The organism is Haliea sp. E1-2-M8, assembly GCF_030649675.1.
Classification (GTDB): domain Bacteria; phylum Pseudomonadota; class Gammaproteobacteria; order Pseudomonadales; family Halieaceae; genus Haliea.
The window spans coordinates 1-15100 of sequence record NZ_JAUTDR010000045.1; the positions used below are offsets into that span (position 1 = coordinate 1).

General features: G+C 55.3%; 15 protein-coding genes and 1 pseudogene. 3 read left to right on the forward strand and 13 right to left on the reverse strand.

Annotated elements, in window-relative coordinates; translation table 11 throughout:
* Nucleotides 1–674: 674 nt before the first annotated feature.
* Nucleotides 675–1241 carry a recombinase family protein gene (locus Q6D67_RS20780; protein WP_304707689.1) on the forward strand — a complete coding sequence of 189 codons (567 nt, stop codon included), beginning with the start codon at nucleotides 675–677 and terminating at the stop codon, nucleotides 1239–1241.
* A gap of 129 nt (nucleotides 1242–1370) precedes the next feature.
* Here the strand turns inward: Q6D67_RS20780 and Q6D67_RS20785 are convergent, their stop codons facing one another.
* The 4 genes and pseudogenes from Q6D67_RS20785 to Q6D67_RS21970 all read right to left on the reverse strand — a co-directional run bounded on the left by Q6D67_RS20785 (nucleotide 1371) and on the right by Q6D67_RS21970 (nucleotide 5200).
* A complete protein-coding gene (locus Q6D67_RS20785) occupies nucleotides 1371–2336 on the reverse strand; it encodes a DUF4238 domain-containing protein (protein WP_304707691.1) in 966 nt (321 codons plus the stop codon).
* Between the two features lie 557 nt (nucleotides 2337–2893).
* A complete protein-coding gene (locus Q6D67_RS20790; RefSeq protein ID WP_304707693.1) occupies nucleotides 2894–3877 on the reverse strand; it encodes a hypothetical protein in 984 nt (327 codons plus the stop codon).
* 170 nt (nucleotides 3878–4047) lie between these two features.
* A pseudogene (locus tag Q6D67_RS20795) lies at nucleotides 4048–4380 on the reverse strand (transposase); the annotation flags it as partial.
* Nucleotides 4381–4705: 325 nt separating this feature from the next.
* Nucleotides 4706–5200 carry a hypothetical protein gene (locus Q6D67_RS21970; RefSeq protein ID WP_370552010.1) on the reverse strand — a complete coding sequence of 165 codons (495 nt, stop codon included), beginning with the start codon at nucleotides 5198–5200 and terminating at the stop codon, nucleotides 4706–4708.
* A 593-nt stretch (nucleotides 5201–5793) separates the two neighbouring features.
* On the opposite strand from Q6D67_RS21970, the gene Q6D67_RS20805 reads away from it, so the two are divergent.
* Complete coding sequence (locus Q6D67_RS20805; protein WP_304707696.1) at nucleotides 5794–6867, forward strand: IS630 family transposase; 1074 nt, start codon at nucleotides 5794–5796, stop codon at nucleotides 6865–6867.
* A 116-nt stretch (nucleotides 6868–6983) separates the two neighbouring features.
* On the forward strand, nucleotides 6984–7319 hold the full coding sequence (locus Q6D67_RS20810) for a nitroreductase/quinone reductase family protein (protein WP_304707697.1): 336 nt from the start codon (nucleotides 6984–6986) through the stop codon (nucleotides 7317–7319).
* Between the two features lie 20 nt (nucleotides 7320–7339).
* Here the strand turns inward: Q6D67_RS20810 and Q6D67_RS20815 are convergent, their stop codons facing one another.
* From Q6D67_RS20815 to Q6D67_RS20855, 9 genes are all read right to left on the reverse strand, one after another.
* Nucleotides 7340–7894 (reverse strand): terminase small subunit, encoded by a 555-nt coding sequence (locus tag Q6D67_RS20815; protein ID WP_304707698.1) that lies wholly within the window; start codon nucleotides 7892–7894, stop codon nucleotides 7340–7342.
* A gap of 186 nt (nucleotides 7895–8080) precedes the next feature.
* Nucleotides 8081–9586 carry a phage/plasmid primase, P4 family gene (locus tag Q6D67_RS20820; RefSeq protein ID WP_304707700.1) on the reverse strand — a complete coding sequence of 502 codons (1506 nt, stop codon included), beginning with the start codon at nucleotides 9584–9586 and terminating at the stop codon, nucleotides 8081–8083.
* Nucleotides 9573–9824, reverse strand: coding sequence for a hypothetical protein (locus tag Q6D67_RS20825; RefSeq protein ID WP_304707702.1), 252 nt, complete (start codon nucleotides 9822–9824; stop codon nucleotides 9573–9575). The genes Q6D67_RS20820 and Q6D67_RS20825 overlap by 14 nt, the downstream gene beginning before the upstream one ends.
* Nucleotides 9821–10630 carry a ParB N-terminal domain-containing protein gene (locus tag Q6D67_RS20830; RefSeq protein ID WP_304707704.1) on the reverse strand — a complete coding sequence of 270 codons (810 nt, stop codon included), beginning with the start codon at nucleotides 10628–10630 and terminating at the stop codon, nucleotides 9821–9823. Before Q6D67_RS20830 ends, Q6D67_RS20825 begins: the two co-directional genes overlap by 4 nt.
* Entirely contained in the window at nucleotides 10627–10848 is a 222-nt protein-coding gene (locus Q6D67_RS20835; RefSeq protein ID WP_304707706.1) for a hypothetical protein, read from the reverse strand. The genes Q6D67_RS20830 and Q6D67_RS20835 overlap by 4 nt, the downstream gene beginning before the upstream one ends.
* A complete protein-coding gene (locus Q6D67_RS20840; RefSeq protein WP_304707708.1) occupies nucleotides 10845–11087 on the reverse strand; it encodes a hypothetical protein in 243 nt (80 codons plus the stop codon). The genes Q6D67_RS20835 and Q6D67_RS20840 overlap by 4 nt, the downstream gene beginning before the upstream one ends.
* A gap of 1 nt (nucleotide 11088) precedes the next feature.
* Nucleotides 11089–11298, reverse strand: a complete 210-nt coding sequence (locus Q6D67_RS20845; RefSeq protein WP_304707710.1) for an AlpA family transcriptional regulator — start codon at nucleotides 11296–11298, stop codon at nucleotides 11089–11091.
* Nucleotides 11299–11906: 608 nt separating this feature from the next.
* Nucleotides 11907–13202 carry a site-specific integrase gene (locus Q6D67_RS20850; RefSeq protein ID WP_304707712.1) on the reverse strand — a complete coding sequence of 432 codons (1296 nt, stop codon included), beginning with the start codon at nucleotides 13200–13202 and terminating at the stop codon, nucleotides 11907–11909.
* Between the two features lie 331 nt (nucleotides 13203–13533).
* Nucleotides 13534–15006 (reverse strand): HNH endonuclease signature motif containing protein, encoded by a 1473-nt coding sequence (locus Q6D67_RS20855; protein WP_304707714.1) that lies wholly within the window; start codon nucleotides 15004–15006, stop codon nucleotides 13534–13536.
* Nucleotides 15007–15100: the final 94 nt, after the last annotated feature.

A 15100-nucleotide genomic window follows, 5' to 3' on the forward strand; every position in this document is an offset into this window, starting at 1 on the left:
CAGTTTACGGAGACCCACGGTGGCCGCCACTCCACCGTGAAGATTTACACCACTCATGGGGACACTACCCGCCCACCTCCCGGTGCAGTAGAGAGGCCACCGCCGGGGGCAGTCGATAACCCACCTCCCGGCGCGGTTGAACGGCCGCCCCCAGGTGCTGTTGACAACCCTCCGCCCGGGGCAGTCGATAACCCACCCCCCGGCGCAGTTGATAAACCGCCGCCTGGAGCAGTTGATAGGCCACCACCCGGCGCGGTTGAGCAGGCTCCGCCGGGTGCGGTTGAGCCGACACAACCTGCAGCGGCTGCGGTTGAAGCAAGAGTCAGGCATGCGACATAGACTAACTTGATACCGATATTCATTTTCTATCTCCATTGAGTCCTTGCCAGTATCGAGGACGCCACAGGCGCCAGCTGGCGGTGACAGCGTGGCAGGACTATATATGGTGGCGACGCTACCCACACCACTGTACACATGCACACGTACCGTTTTCAGGCCAGTCGTCATCACACGTGGGGGGGCGAAGCTACCCATCCCGCAAGAATGTACATTTATTTAATATTTAATTGACACCTAAATAACTTCCCAATACTCTGTACATTAAATCGTTTTTTCCTTTTTATTGACACATAGGTGTCAAGTATTCGACTTAGTTGACACGGGAGAACCGAAATATGGTCAAGCTTGGATATGCCAGGGTATCAACCAACCAGCAGGATCTGACCACGCAACTCGACAAGCTTAAGGCTTCCGGGGTAAAGGATCACAAGGACTTCCTGTTCACTGATAAGGCCAGCGGCAAGAACGACAAGCGACAGGGCCTGGAACTGATGATGACCAAGGCCCGCCAGGGCGACCATATCGTCATTACCAAGCTCGACCGTCTCGGTCGCAATACCGCTGACATGATTCGCATCATTGAAGACCTGCACGAACGTGGAATCACCGTCCAGTTTTTGGACGACGGAATCAGCACCGAGGGCTCCATGGGCAAGATGGTGACCACTATCCTGGCCGCGGTGGCCCAGGCAGAGCGGGAGCGCATACTGGAGCGCACCAATGAAGGCAGGCGGGCCGCGATGGCGCGAGGGGTGAAGATGGGGCGGAAGCCGTCAATCTCCCAGGCTGTCCGAGAGCGAGCCGTGAAAATGTTATCTGAGGGTATACCGAAGGCCGCAGTGGCGAAGCAGTTGGGGTTCAGCCGGCAGAAGCTGTATGACATACTCGATGAGCTTGAGTGATTAGGATTGGCCCCAGCCAGATGTCCGCTGTGCGCGAGAGCGGTCGTATCCCAGGGGGCGGTCAGCTAACCCAAAGTGACGGCTTTCGGCCAAGTCCGGACCCTTATTACTGCCCTAACAGAGGTAAATTCATGCGTCCGTCTGGTTCTCCTTGCTAGCGTTCCTGTGTCGATTTTCCCAAGAATCTTCCGGCTCAACCCCTGGGTCAAACCAATGGTCTTCCACACCGTCCTGATTAGAAATGAAGTGAGCGTCGGCTGAAAACCGAATTGTCCTATTTACATGACTAACAGCGCGATCTTCAATATCTAAATACCCTCGTATTCCGCTCCGATTCAGGAATATACATTGGCTTGGAGATACAGGCAGAAGTATTTCAATCGACTTATAACCGAGTGCCGGAGACCTGTAGAGAGGGGGTCTTTTGTATGCTTCGGGATCCCTCCAAACGCAAGGCGCATCCGACGTGATAAAGCCCCTAGCCGAGTTTGTGCAAAGAACGCTGAAATCCAGTCTAAATAGTATAGGGGCTTCGGTACTAATCATTGGAAATAGCATTGTCTCTACGGGGTGCTGTACAATTTTCCGAACCTCATCCATGGTTAATCCTGGCCCGCTGTCGCTTGGCTGTAATTTTGGAATAGATGACATCTTTTTCAGTTTCTCAGGACTTGCTGCTTTTATCTGCTCATCCATTTTTTCCATCATTTCGAGTGGGCGGCGCCACTGGCTGCTCATATGCTCTAGCTGTTGAATTGTTCGCGCATGCATCGACGAAACAAATATACACAGGACGAAGTGTTCTTCTGCTGTGAGATTTCGCCGAAAATTTAGCTTAGAATTCCTGATGATCGTAAAAGCGTCCTCTATCCCAGAGAGACTTTTTTCAACAGTCAGATCACGTTCTCCGCTATCCGAATTAATCGTATACATCTCAGTTTGGTGAAAAATGTTGTCCGGCGCCTTCTTCTTGCCATTTCTCTGGTCCTTTGGGAAAATCCAAACATAGGGCGTCTGCCCCTTCGGAGTGCGGCTGTCGCACCAAGCCTTCAGATAACATCGCGGGATTACATGCTGTTTCTTATGCTTCGACACTATTGGACCTCATTATGCTAACACCCACAGCACAGATGGCTATGGAGTGGAGGCGAAGCGGAAATGCGTTAGCCGTCGGTATTGCAGTGCTGGTCATCTAACTAGTTGATCCAACATAGCATAAAATCGATTCTCTGGAGAATCGCAATGTCCCGCCAAAGCTACACCCCATGGACTCCGATGTTGAGCCTAGTCTCCGACACAGATTGTTATGAAATCTACGCAGACGGCTCCAGGTACATCAGTAGCGAGAGGGGTGGGATTACGCTGGTCAACGCTTGCGGCAGGTATCAAATAGCGCCCACTGCGCCTGCTGAGATTGTCGACATCAGCCGTGGTCGACGCCAGACGCCGAAACGATGAGCAGCGAAGAAGAAGCGGCGTTCACAGTAGCGATGGGGCGCAAATCGACGTCATGCAACCCTTTCAAGCCTACGATGCCGGAGGCCGTGCCCTTGCCGCGAGTGCTGTTGTGCAGCTACTGGCACAAGCGAGGGAAGCCGGAGTCGATGCTAACGAAGCCCTGAAGCTGGTGAACTGGAATGAATGAGCCGGTACTACTTTTCTGTGGCAATATCGAATAATTCGGCGGCACTACCACCAGATACAACCCAACCATCTTCGGCACTGCAATACCACATAGTGCGGTCATAGAGTCGATCACCAGCTTCCTTGCCTACCATTTCACTGTAGTAATCATTGAGTATCTGGAGGTCAGGCTCTGGAATGTCACAGTCAATAACTTTTTCTCCATATGAATTCTTCCCGGAGAAATAAGGTGCGTGAAACATTACCGAACCGGCATCCTCGACGACACGCTTCTTGCCCCCGAGGAACGCTACGGCGCAAGATGAGGCGCAGCCTGTTTGGTTTTCGATTAACGTTGTTGCCCCTGACTCTCGAAGACTCCTGCCCAATTTATATCCGTCAACGAGATAGCCCCCGCCCGACTTTAATTGCACGGTTGTCGCTACTATCACTTGCCCCCGACTGTTCCTACAATGAGGCGATCTCTGCAACAACTTTCCCATTGCGAAACTGCTGTCTGGACTGATTGTGCCTTCTAGAATTATTTTGTGAATCGCGCCAGAAGCACAAATATCAGTCTTCATTTTTTCAGTGGTCACACGCAGAGTATCAATGTTGTAGACTTCAGTTTCTGGGAAAATTTGTTCGAAGTATTCAGCAACCTCCGCATATGAATGCCTCCATGCTTTTAGAGAGCCATCCCCCAGCTTCGAACGGCTACACCCCTTGCTTGGCTCATTGACATTTTCAAATATAAAATAAACGGACTCAGATGAAGAGGACAAGATCTCAATTTTTTTCTCCAATAAGTACTGTCTGAAACATCCGCTAATAAAAGGGTCTTCTCCAAGTGTGGTTGCGCCTAGAGCCCTCTTCAATTCTGCCTTATTCATACCAACGTAAACCTTTTCTTTTTCCACCACGGCCGTACTTGATGTGCAGCCGACCAAGAAAGCGATATAGAAGATTGGGATAATGACCCTGGCCAAAGAACAAATAGGATTACTTCTCATTTTATAACTGACCTTTGTGGGACTTTAAATATAGCCAGTGAAACATAAACTAGAGCAGGTCACACCACATCATATCTACCCGCTCTACAATGGTAGTAAAGTGGCACTTTAACCTACTGTCATCGGTCACTATGATTTCTTCCGGATTACCCCATTGACCCTCTCCCCACGCTCCGTATGCTCTGCCAGTGCTGTGCCGGGAAATCGTAGAACGCCATCAGTTCCTCTCGATCCTTCTGTAGGCATAGCACCGCCTTCGGGTACTTGGCTTCGTACGTCTTTATGAACAGGTCAAACGCTTTCTCGTCGTCCTCCCGGGTGTCGGCCTGCCAGATTTCATGCAAGACCTGCTTGGCTTTTGGCTGCAGCGACTTCGGCAGGCAGTTCAGCACATTCATCGTTTTATGCATCCAGCACCGTTGGTGCCGCGTTCCCGGATAGACCTCCTCCAGCGCGGCCCAGAAGCCCGTGGCTCCATCGCCAACAATTGTAGCCAACTCGTTGTCACCCTGAGCCTCACTTTTGGTCTATTATCTCCTCAAGCGTCCCGGTTCAGCGCCGCTGCTGGGGATNGTGGCTCCATCGCCAACAATTGTAGCCAACTCGTTGTCACCCTGAGCCTCACTTTTGGTCTATTATCTCCTCAAGCGTCCCGGTTCAGCGCCGCTGCTGGGGATCTGGAGCCCAGAGCCTGCGTTGAACCCGGGGCGTTTCTTCTGGCCTATGTTCGTTTTCTATCTTCCCGCCGGATGTCGTTGACCCTGGGCAATCGGAGCCCAGACGTGCGATTGAAGGCGGGATTCTAATCGGTCAGGATGTGTTGGTCAGCTAGATGGTCCCCAATACTGAACTTGTCAGCGTTTGTGGGCTCCTTGCCCCGGGCCTCTCCCGGGATAACCTTGGAGCCTTTTTTGTTATCAGCTCAGTGTTCCTAGTCTCCCGTCTGGCGGCCTGGCCGCTTGCGGCGTGGTCGCCGTCCCAATGTCCTGCTATCAGGGCCCGCGCTCTCAGGCCCCTTCGTGAGGCGTCAGAGGGGTTGCTTCCGGAAAGGGTGGCGGCGCTGGAGAATACCCTGTTTAGGCCGCCGTCACGGATTAGCGAATCCGACCGGGTGAAAACTTTTTCCAGAATTCCGGGTCGCGCTCCGCTCTCGCTCTCCATAAGGGACTGGAGGAATATTCCTCTTCGCAGCGTTGCCTGACCAGCTCGCGCTGCTCTTGCGCCTCCCGTTCCTTCTGCTCGTTCCAGTCGGGCGGCGTCAACGGGTCGCCCTCGGCTATCAACGTACTGATTGGAATTGAAGTCATAGCGGTAGCCTTTGATTTCCGATAACTTAGCTTGAAACGTTGGTCGGGCAGTATCATTCGCTGTTCTCGCTCAGTCAACAGCAAACGCAGTCCCCTATTGGCCCTCGATACGCCCTAGCTCGACCGGGTGCAGCTAGACGGAAGCGGGTATCCCGCAGGTCGATGGAGGGGGCTCGATGTCGCATGGTCTATACTCAGCCCATGATTCCAGTAACGATCATATTCAACGGAGTCGAGTGGGTGGCTGAAACCCGGTGTTTCGGTATCACAATACGCGGCTTTGGTCTTACGCAGACACATGCCTGTAAGGATTTGATGCGTGCTTACAGGTGTATCTCGGGGCATGCTAGGTCAGGTTTTCCGGAAGACATTGACCATTTTTCGGAAGCATGAGCCAGAGTGCAAATCTGGCTTGATGACTTTGGCTTGACTCAATGGACGGGACGCACTTGCTGCTGACAGTGGGCGCAAGCGAGGACCGCAGATCCAGCTTGACATAGCAGACGTAATTTCACGGCAACCCCCCAAATGAGCCGATAGCAATGGTCGCTAGTGGGCCATGCGGTAAATAAGGTTAGACTCGGGGTCTCTTTTTGATATAATTTCGCTATGGTTACTCATGGCAATTTTAAAGTTAGTGAAGAGAACGCGGCGACGTTGGAAGGCTGGATTCGCAGCACCTCGCTTCCTCAGGGCCAAGTCAGCAGGGCAAAGATGATTCTCGCTTTGGCTGACGGAGCCAAGGTCGCGGATGTGGCAGCGGCTCAACGTGTCTCGTCCAAAACGGTCCATAAGTGGAAGAGGCGGTTTATTGAATCCGGCCCGGAGGGGCTGCTCGACCAATCCAGGCCAGGACGCCCGACGGTCATTGATGCGGATACGGTTGATCGAGTTCTGACGTTGACGACGCGCCACATTCCTCAAGAAGCTACACACTGGAGTGTGTCCTTGATGGCCAAGTACGCGGGTATTACTACTTGGCAGGTGCGTCAGATTTGGCAAGCGGCGGATCTGAAGCCGCACCGGCTGAGAACGTTCAAGATCAGCAATGATCCCAATTTCTCTGAAAAAGTGGTGGATATCGTCGGCCTTTACATGGATCCACCGGACAATGCTCTGGTGCTGTGCGTAGACGAGAAAACTCAGATTCAGGCTCTGGATCGCACCCAGCCCGGATTGCCACTGTCCGAGGGGCGAATTGGTAGTCGCACACACGACTATAAGCGTAATGGTACCGCTGCGCTCTATGCCGCTTTTAATGTCCTCACTGGCGAAGTGATAGGCAGAGTCGAGAAACGATCGCGATCCAAAGAGTTCCTGGCTTTCCTGAAGCAGGTGGAAAGACAAACACCAAAGGACAAGGACCTGCATATCGTATTGGATAATCTCAGCGCCCACAAAACCAAGGAGGTCAGGGAATGGGTCGCGGGACAACCGAGAATCCACTTTCACTTCACGCCAACCAGCGCGTCGTGGTTGAACGCCGTCGAAGGCTGGTTTTCTCAACTTGAACGTCGGGCACTTTACCGCGGAGTTTTCAGTAGCGTGCCGGAGTTGAAGTCCGAATTGAAGCGGTTCATCCGTATACACAATCGTGACCTCGCCAAGCCATTCAAATGGGCAAAGAACGCCGAGACTATCCTGGCCAAAGTAAAGAGAGCCAAAGATGCATTACCTAATTAACCGCATGGCCCACTAGTCTTGCCGCCCTAGAGCGCAACCTGTTTCGCAGTATAAATGCCTTGGTAGAACCCGCGGTGCGCCGGGGTGTCGCCTCGTCGTGCCTGCTGCCAGTCAGCATGATCGTGCTGGAGAGTACCGGTTTCAAAAGCGGCAGCCCCAGGCGCACGCCACTATGGAGCTTGGGCGTCGGGCCCTACAGGATCATCAGCACCGCTCGTGGAGGGCGTTCCTGCTGGGTGAAGAACCTCCAGAAAACGCAGCAAGTGCGCTATTTTATTGGCGGCAGGGCCAAAAGTGCCACCGCGCTCGTCGTTGCCCCCGGGCACAGCGACCAGATCAGCGAGACCTCGCCAGCACTGCTGCGGTGGCTTCTGGGACGCCTGCGTGAATTACCAGTACGGGGCTGGGCATTTGCCATCCTGGTGAACAGGTCTGTATCCCTCAATGCCTAATCCCCGTCGTGGGCAGGGTATCACTCTGGTTTGACCCCTGCCCGCGCTAGGGCCGCGTTCAGCGTCTCGACCAGCCGGTTATCGGCCACCTCGACCTTGGCGTTCTCCTTCCAGGCCTGAACGGTGACATGGCGGCCAAGCAGCTCCAGGTTTCTCCCCTTATCAGGCCATTTGACCTTCTTCAGAACCCCGGCGACCTCCCGGTCACCCCTACCGCCCCACATCTCCGTAACATCCATGCCGGAAATATATTGGCGCCATACCTTTGGCCACTGGCGGATGGGAAGCAGCCTCCCCTGGTCGTCAAACAGGTCTGCGGCATCCATCTGGTCTATCTCTGCCAGCCGCCGGAGGACGTATTCTGAGTCGATTTGGGTTCGCTCGGAGCGTTCAGTTTTGGCTGCGTCTATAGCGTCGGCAATCTCAGGTTTTCTCAGGTTTTCAAACCCAATGGCGTCAGCGCGTTTGGGCGCATACCCGGCCCTGATCGCCGCCTGGGTGGCATTCAGGTCGACCAGGTACTCCTGTACGAAGACTTCCTGTTTGGGCGTCAGCTTTTTCGTATCGTCTGGCATGTGCTACTCCTTTTTGGTACAGATAGATTTTCCATGGTGATTGCGCAAAGAAGCTCCGGTTGCCTTGGGGTGAAAAGAATCTGTGACACTTTGTGACAGTTTTTCCTATATACCCCGTAGATAGGAAATAGGGGTTTCTCCAAATTACGGGTGATATGTAAAAAACTGTCACAAACTGTCACAAGCTCAGAATTCGCCATTTTTTGCTGCCCTGTAATCGCTTGGCATAGTGGAAAGTCGGACGTCAGAAAAGCCCCGAGTACCGGCTCCACCGCGCGCGGCTTGGAGGCCGCGCTCCTTGAGCGCCTTGGTCATGGCGATCTTGCTCCACACGTTTGATAGCCCACTGGCTCGCTGCCATTCAGTGAACCTTTTGTACATGGCGGCGTGAGTCACACCACAGCCGGGTGCAGTGATGAGGTTGTCGGCTACGAACTCTCCTAACGTATCCTCCGAGTCGAGGTATTCCAGACTGGCGGCCTTCACACTGTCTGGCACTGCCAAACCCTGCCGCTGCCACGCAACCGCACCGTCTACCATCCATCTCAGTATCGCGGGCCATTCCTCCTGTAGCTTCTGGGGTAGCTCCGGGTCGCGCTCATCGGCTGGAATGGTCACAGTGAACGGGACTAACACCACTCGCGCCCTGATAGCCTCATCGATCCCACGGAATGCCGGTTGGTGATTCCCGGCAATGAACAGAGTGAACTGCGGTTGATAATCAAAGAAGTCCTGCCGCATGAACCGGGCTGTAATCACATCGCCCCCGGTCAGGTCTTTGATTACTGACTCATTCCATACCTTCCCTGGCGGAAGCTCGCTCCCGGCTACCAACCTCGCGCCATGCAATCCAGCCAGATCGGTAGGGTGCCTCTCACTATGTGAATCAAGGAATGTCTGCGCCGCTGCCCGCTTGGAATAGTCAGCCATGACGTCAAACAGGGTATTGAGGAATACACTTTTCCCGTTGCGCCCGGTGCCGTATAAGAAAAGCAACTTATGCTCTCGCGTGTGCCCGGTCAGGGCGTACCCTGCGGCCCGTTGCAGGAAGTCGATAAGCTCCTGGTCACCATTGAACACACGATTTAGAAACCGCCCCCAGAGCGGCGCAGCGGCCCCTGGGGATGCTGGTGTCACGGCTGTCTGTTTGGTCAGCCAATGATCGCGGCGTGCCTTGACAAGCTTTCCGGTCCTCAGATCAACGGTCCCTCCTGGTGTACCGAGTAGCAGAGGGTCAGCATCGAACAGGTCCATGGTCGCCACCAGATCCGCGTTGGATCTGGCCATGGTCTCAACGGCGTTTACAGTCGGGGCCTGTTTCAGTGATCGAATAAATGTAGCTGCCTGCCTGCGCCCCGCATCGGTTCCGGCATGTTCCTCTGCCCATCGTTCCAGCCCATCCGCTACGGCCCGCAGATACTCCCTGATTGCCGTCATGTGCCCCAGCTTGTCGTCCCTGACCCAACGGCTGCCGTCGAACAGGAACCACTTGCCGACTGCGTGAACATAACGTGCATCTTGAGAGAACCCCGCCCGCGATAATTCAAGAGCCAGGTTATCGTGTGACAAGTCAGGCTCTGCGGGAGTACCGAATAGGGTTAGCTCCCAATCGTCTACTTCCTCGCCGCTGACCCCTGCGAAGTAGTCCTGGTGGAATACTGCGGCCCGCTGCTGTAAGTCAACAATGTTCATAAGCGGCCCCCGTTGCGTAGCAGACTGTCGAGAACATGCGGAATAGGTTGTCTTGCTGGCCTGAAGGCTTGCCGCCTGACCTCACCAGGTCTCGGTATTTCAGGCACCACTTGTGCATCGCCTGAAGCTCGGCGGGTGTAAAGGCGGGCGCGGTGCTATAATCTTTTCGAGGTTGCCCAACCTTTGCGCCCTCTGACAGCTCCACACTGTCGGGGGCGTTTTCAATTCTGGTCATCATTCCCGGTCTCCACGGTTGGTTTCGATCCAGTCGATTACCATGTCGAAGGCGTCTTGCCGTAGTCCGTCACTAAGGGGAATGCGCTTCAATGCTGCTATGGCATCATGCCCGCAGCGAATGCCGACACCGCGACTTACTGGCCGCTCTTGAGGGTAGTTGATCTGGTCGGTGGCATACTCCACCTGTTGCTGCGGCTCCATCTTGACCAGCTTGTCGAGCATGGCCCCGGTATCCAGCTTGGTGCCCCGGATCAGGTCGCGGGCCTCCTGGCAGACTTCGTTGCCGCGCTTGACGGCGCGGTTGACGCTGGCCTTGCTTTGGCCTGATGCCTTTGCGGTATCTGTGGCGAAGCCTTCATTGCCGCGACCATTAACCTCTAAAGTGGCGCAAGTTGAGCCACTTTCTGCTGCGTCCTGAATGCGCCGCGCCTCCCACAACTCCTTGCGCTTGGCTGAATGCTCAGCAACCTCGGTTGGGGTCAACTCGTGGCGACATAGGTTTTCGTCTATCTCCCACAGCTCTGCATCAATGTCGCTGTCACCGTCGAATATGTAACATTCGATTTTATCCAAGCCCAGCTTTCGGACGGCCTCCAATCGGTGCGCACCTGTCACCAGCATCGGCTGACCGTCAACAACCACGCCATCAGTGTCAACGTAGTTGTCAACGATACGAACAGTGATCGGGGTGCGAAGCCCCATGCGCTCGATTGATCTGGCCAGCGCGTCTACAGCCTTGCCGTCAACTTCGCGGCGTCCGGGCGGCGCTTCAATGATGCTGGGGGATAGCCTCTCTATTTGTCTCATGCTCTCGACCCCAGCAGACGCCATGCGCCTGCGGCGTCATCCACTATGTCGGCCAGATCATCGACGCCAGGGGCAACTGCCCATGCGCTGCCGTGGACGTTGTGCAGAATGGTCTGGTGATCGACTTCAACAATGGTCGAGACTGCGCCGCGCTCGACAGTCACTAGGACCGGCGAACCATCGCGCACTGAAGGGTTTTTTGCGGCTGCGTGTCTCATGCTGCGCTCCTGTTAAACTCCATCAACTTGCGGGTGGCTTCAGGATTCACCGCTTTACGCTTTTTTGCCCCCAGTAACGGGGCACTTCTGAGCAAATCGGCAGTGGACATAGACGGATATACCCCCTCGCCTGTTAGCTCTTTAACCCCCCCCTGTTGCGGGAGGAAGTCGGCAATGCGGGCAGTTATCGCATGGATCTTGCGCTGGATGAGTCCAGATGTCGGGACGGAGCGGCTCATGTCATTTGCTCCTCTTTGACAGGGCGTGTTCGACAGCAGCGTCGAAATCCCAGCGAGTTGTGTTGTCGCCGATTTTTTCAGGGGGAGGCAGCTTTCCAAGCTTTGCCCAGCGCCAGATCGTGCACCTGGACACGTCGAAGTATTCGGCCAGGGTTAAGTCAGTTGCCCACTTGCCGTTAGGGCTGCGGGGGGGGGCTTCATTTTTTGGCATAGCGTCGCACTCCATGTGTTGCCGTCTCAGAGCAATTGTAAACCCGGGGCGTTTAAGTTGAATTTGCCTATTTTGGAGTTACCCGCTGGGCGCGAGCGCCGTTTACCGCGCGGTCAGCGTGGGAGTACAAATGGGAGCGCGCCGCACAAGATGGCCAACGGCCCGCGGACACCATAGAAGGCGACAGGATGGAGCTGGCGCCATGAATTCTCCTGAGTACTTTGGGCTAACCGTTTTGGTGGCGCTTTTTTTCAATGGGCGCTAGCTGCTGCGGAGTTCCTTCATGTGCTCGAAAGGAATCAATTTCAGATCGCGGAGAGCTTCACGATGATCGCGGCCATGTGGACCAATATTCGCGCAATGCCGGGTTTAGGCATCAAGATGACGATTTAGGTCTGCAGTTGTGAGTGGTGGCGACGAATGTCGCTGGTGGGCTGTTCCACTCCGCTTATGAATATCTGATGCGGAGCCTTCTAAACTGCACGGAAATTTGTAAGGGTTTCTTTACAAGTCGCCAAATTGCTTAGCGTTTGGGCGTAGCACAGACATGTATTCCGATGGAGAAGACAGGAAACTTCATCAAAACCACAACCAATCGTGCGAGTGAGTTAGTCTCTGTCTTGCCTGATGCTGACCACCTTGCCCTTCTTCGACAGGTCCTGCCGGCAAAACCGCTCCCAATCTTTCATCAGCTTGCGACGCTTATCGATCAACTCCGAACGGGCGTATGCGGCCCGCGTAGCATCCGAATTGATGTGCGCTAGGGCCAGTTCACAGACTTCCTCGGGGTAGGTAGTATGTTCCTGTGCCCATGTCCTAAACGTAGCCCTAAAGCCGTGTTGCGTGACTTTGTGGCCCATGTCCTTAATGACTTTGGTCAGGGTCATGTCTGACAACATCTTGCCGCGAGGACTGACGAACACCAGATCATTGTCAGCATGGCGGGGAAGGGCGACCAGCAGGGTCAGTGCATCGCCACACAAGGGCACCTTATGAGCGCGCCCGTTCTTCATCCGCTCGCCCGGTACCGTCCAGACTGCGGCATCCATGTCAATCTCATCCCATATCGCGCCCCGAATTTCTCCAGATCGGGCAGCAGTCAGTATGCCAAAACGTAATGCTAGTGCGCCGATAGTGGTTCTGGTGGTCAGTGCTCGCATGAACTCGGGCATTTCTTCCACAGGCAAGGCGGCATAGTGCTGTACCTTGGATATTTTGCTCGGCAGCGGTAGCGACAACTCAAGGTTGCCTTTCCAGCGGGCGGGGTTGTCACCAGCCCGGAGTCCTTCGGCCCCGGCCATATCGAGAATGCGCTCGACAGTTGCCCTGACCCTACTGGCAGTCTCGGTTTTCGCTTCCCAGATAGGGGTCAGCATCTTAACAATGTGCGCACGCTCAATGTCAGCGACCAGTAGGTTACCCAACATTGGATATGCGTAGCTTTCGAGATGGGAACTCAGCTTCTGCACCTGTTTTGCCGTTTTCAGCTCCCGAGCCTTCTTCTTGATGTACATGCCGGATACTGTGCGGAAGGTGACAGACTTGGCCTGCTCGGCCAGCAACGTCGATCTGGCGGCTTTTCGGGTCACGCGGGGGTCAATACCCTGTCTGATCTGTTCCTTTATGTCCCGGGCCTTCTGGCGCGCCACAGAGAGCGTCACTTCTGGATAGGGGCCAAGCCCCAGCTCTGGCCGATCATTGCCGACAGGGGTCTTCAGTAGCCAGGAACGGGCATAGGTCTCATTGCTTGGGGCAGGGGGTGAGCATTGCAGGTACAGACCGCCGACACCACCAACCGCGTGCAGCTTGGGGCAGGGCTTGCCCTTGTTGGGGCCAGACTGGACTGTTCCCCACTTCAGGCGGCGAACGTGTGAGTCGGAAAGTTCTTTTGCGAGTTTCGGCATAGCCTATACCTATGTGGGTACCACTTTCTCGGGAATCGATCTTACGATCCCTTACACCTACCCTACATAGGGAACGCAATTCCATGCTACAGCAGGATACGGGGGTAAACAAGAAAATTACGGAAACACCCTTATTGATAGGCCATTTGACATGTCATGCTACGGGGTCAGACGGGCCAGCGGTAGAGGTCCCGGGCACCAGGATCCAAACTCAGCGCGCGAACCGGTACGGTCGTACCGGCCGGAGTGCCGGACCATCGATTCCGGCCCCGGCACCAGAAAAACTTTACTGCTTTCAAAGGACCCTTTTTCCCCATGTGATCTACGGCCCCTAAGAATCTTCAGGCGATAAAATCTCCGCGGAGACGCCGGTCAGGCGAACATCAAAACACCCACGGTGCAACTGACGGTGATGGAATCGACACAGTGTCACCAGGTTATCCAGCCGCGTTTCTCCACCCTCGGCCCAGTGCTGGATGTGGTGTGCATCCACGTACTCTGATTCCTGGCAGCCGGGATACTGGCAGACCCCGTCCCGCTCGCGCAGGGCACGTCGAATATGCTCCGGTACTATCCGCGACTTTCTACCCACGTTCAGCACCTTGCCGGCGTCATCTTCCAGCACGGTAACGAGGGACGCGTCGCAACTCAGCCGCCGCGCGGTGGATGGCGACAGCCACGGTCTATCCTCGAAGTGCGCCCGACCATGGGTGCAACACACACCCGACCGCTGCTCGCGCAGCGTATTCATGTCTACGTGCATGACAACCTGGCACCGCTCTGCCCCCTTCAACCCCTGCAAACCCCGATAATCCGGCCCCGAGGCCAGAAAGTGCTCCACCATCGCCACCAGCGCATCGGCTCGGACCTGGTTCATGTGCTGCGAAAAAGTTTCCGCAGAGATTTTCTCCTCCGCCCACGCATAGGCAAGATGATTTGGCAAGGCTTCGCTGGCTTTGCTTTCTGCGGTATCTCCGGGGTTTACGCCGCCTTCTGCGTCCACAACTGGCTCTGTCTGGTCCGTACTGCCTGCCGGGCTCGCGTCTGTCCCTGCGCCCCTACGCTGCAGGATCTTGCGCGCCACCGCTTGCATGCGCGCCTTCTGCTTTGCCTTCCACTCTTCCTGGCGTTCCTCTTCCAGCGGCCGGACCACGGCCTGCAGCGCCTTCATGACCAGTTGCCCCTGCTCTGGTGGTAACTTGGCATGAATAATCCACATGCCGTCCTCGTCCTGAAACCAGTAGAGTTCCCGAGCCAGTTGGCGCATGGCTTCAGCATCCAGCTCGGGCGTGGCGCCACTCTCGGTTGCTTCGCCCGACACTCCGGCAGCCGCAATCTCCTCCGGTCCCGACTCCAGCAACTCCGCCAACCCCGGCTCCGGAACTGGTTCATACCTGCTCACCAGCTTCTCCAGATGCCCAGCGCTGTTCTGCTGCGCCAGGTGCACCATAAAGCCTTCGTTTTCAGGCGTGGCCACTCGCGTAATAGCGCGCACCTTGGAATAGGAAATACCGCCCTCTGAGAAGGCTTCGTTCAACTCGGGCAGTGCTACCAGTTGCCGTGCGACCCGCACCTTCTCTCGCGCAGCACCCAGCGTAATCCCGCAATTAGCAACCAGCCAGTGGGCGCAGGAACGCATGGTCCCCTGCTCGCGCCAACACCCGCTGCGATCAAACTCCGCGATCATCCGCAACAAACGGTGATTCGCAGAGTTCATTTGCGCCGAGAGCAGGGTTATCGCCTGGCCCAACCGCGCCCCGTCGATTCCGCAACCCCAATCGTCCACAATCGCCGGCATGCCCATGATAGAGCTCCAATACTGTATGTATAAGGGTCTTCCCTAATTCAGGTGGGTGGGCAATAGGCGTAAGCCTCCCAAATGAAACAGGATCGCTGTC

Coding starts and splice junctions, on each gene's coding strand:
- Q6D67_RS20820 (WP_304707700.1), bottom strand. CDS start 9,586: ATGAACATTGTTGACTTACAGCAGCGGGCCGCAGTATTCCACCAGGAC.
- Q6D67_RS20780 (WP_304707689.1), top strand. CDS start 675: ATGGTCAAGCTTGGATATGCCAGGGTATCAACCAACCAGCAGGATCTG.
- Q6D67_RS20790 (WP_304707693.1), bottom strand. CDS start 3,877: ATGAGAAGTAATCCTATTTGTTCTTTGGCCAGGGTCATTATCCCAATC.
- Q6D67_RS20835 (WP_304707706.1), bottom strand. CDS start 10,848: ATGAGACACGCAGCCGCAAAAAACCCTTCAGTGCGCGATGGTTCGCCG.
- Q6D67_RS20815 (WP_304707698.1), bottom strand. CDS start 7,894: ATGCCAGACGATACGAAAAAGCTGACGCCCAAACAGGAAGTCTTCGTA.
- Q6D67_RS20825 (WP_304707702.1), bottom strand. CDS start 9,824: ATGATGACCAGAATTGAAAACGCCCCCGACAGTGTGGAGCTGTCAGAG.
- Q6D67_RS20840 (WP_304707708.1), bottom strand. CDS start 11,087: ATGAGCCGCTCCGTCCCGACATCTGGACTCATCCAGCGCAAGATCCAT.
- Q6D67_RS20830 (WP_304707704.1), bottom strand. CDS start 10,630: ATGAGACAAATAGAGAGGCTATCCCCCAGCATCATTGAAGCGCCGCCC.
- Q6D67_RS20845 (WP_304707710.1), bottom strand. CDS start 11,298: ATGCCAAAAAATGAAGCCCCCCCCCGCAGCCCTAACGGCAAGTGGGCA.
- Q6D67_RS20810 (WP_304707697.1), top strand. CDS start 6,984: ATGATCGTGCTGGAGAGTACCGGTTTCAAAAGCGGCAGCCCCAGGCGC.
- Q6D67_RS20855 (WP_304707714.1), bottom strand. CDS start 15,006: ATGGGCATGCCGGCGATTGTGGACGATTGGGGTTGCGGAATCGACGGG.
- Q6D67_RS20805 (WP_304707696.1), top strand. CDS start 5,794: ATGGTTACTCATGGCAATTTTAAAGTTAGTGAAGAGAACGCGGCGACG.
- Q6D67_RS20850 (WP_304707712.1), bottom strand. CDS start 13,202: ATGCCGAAACTCGCAAAAGAACTTTCCGACTCACACGTTCGCCGCCTG.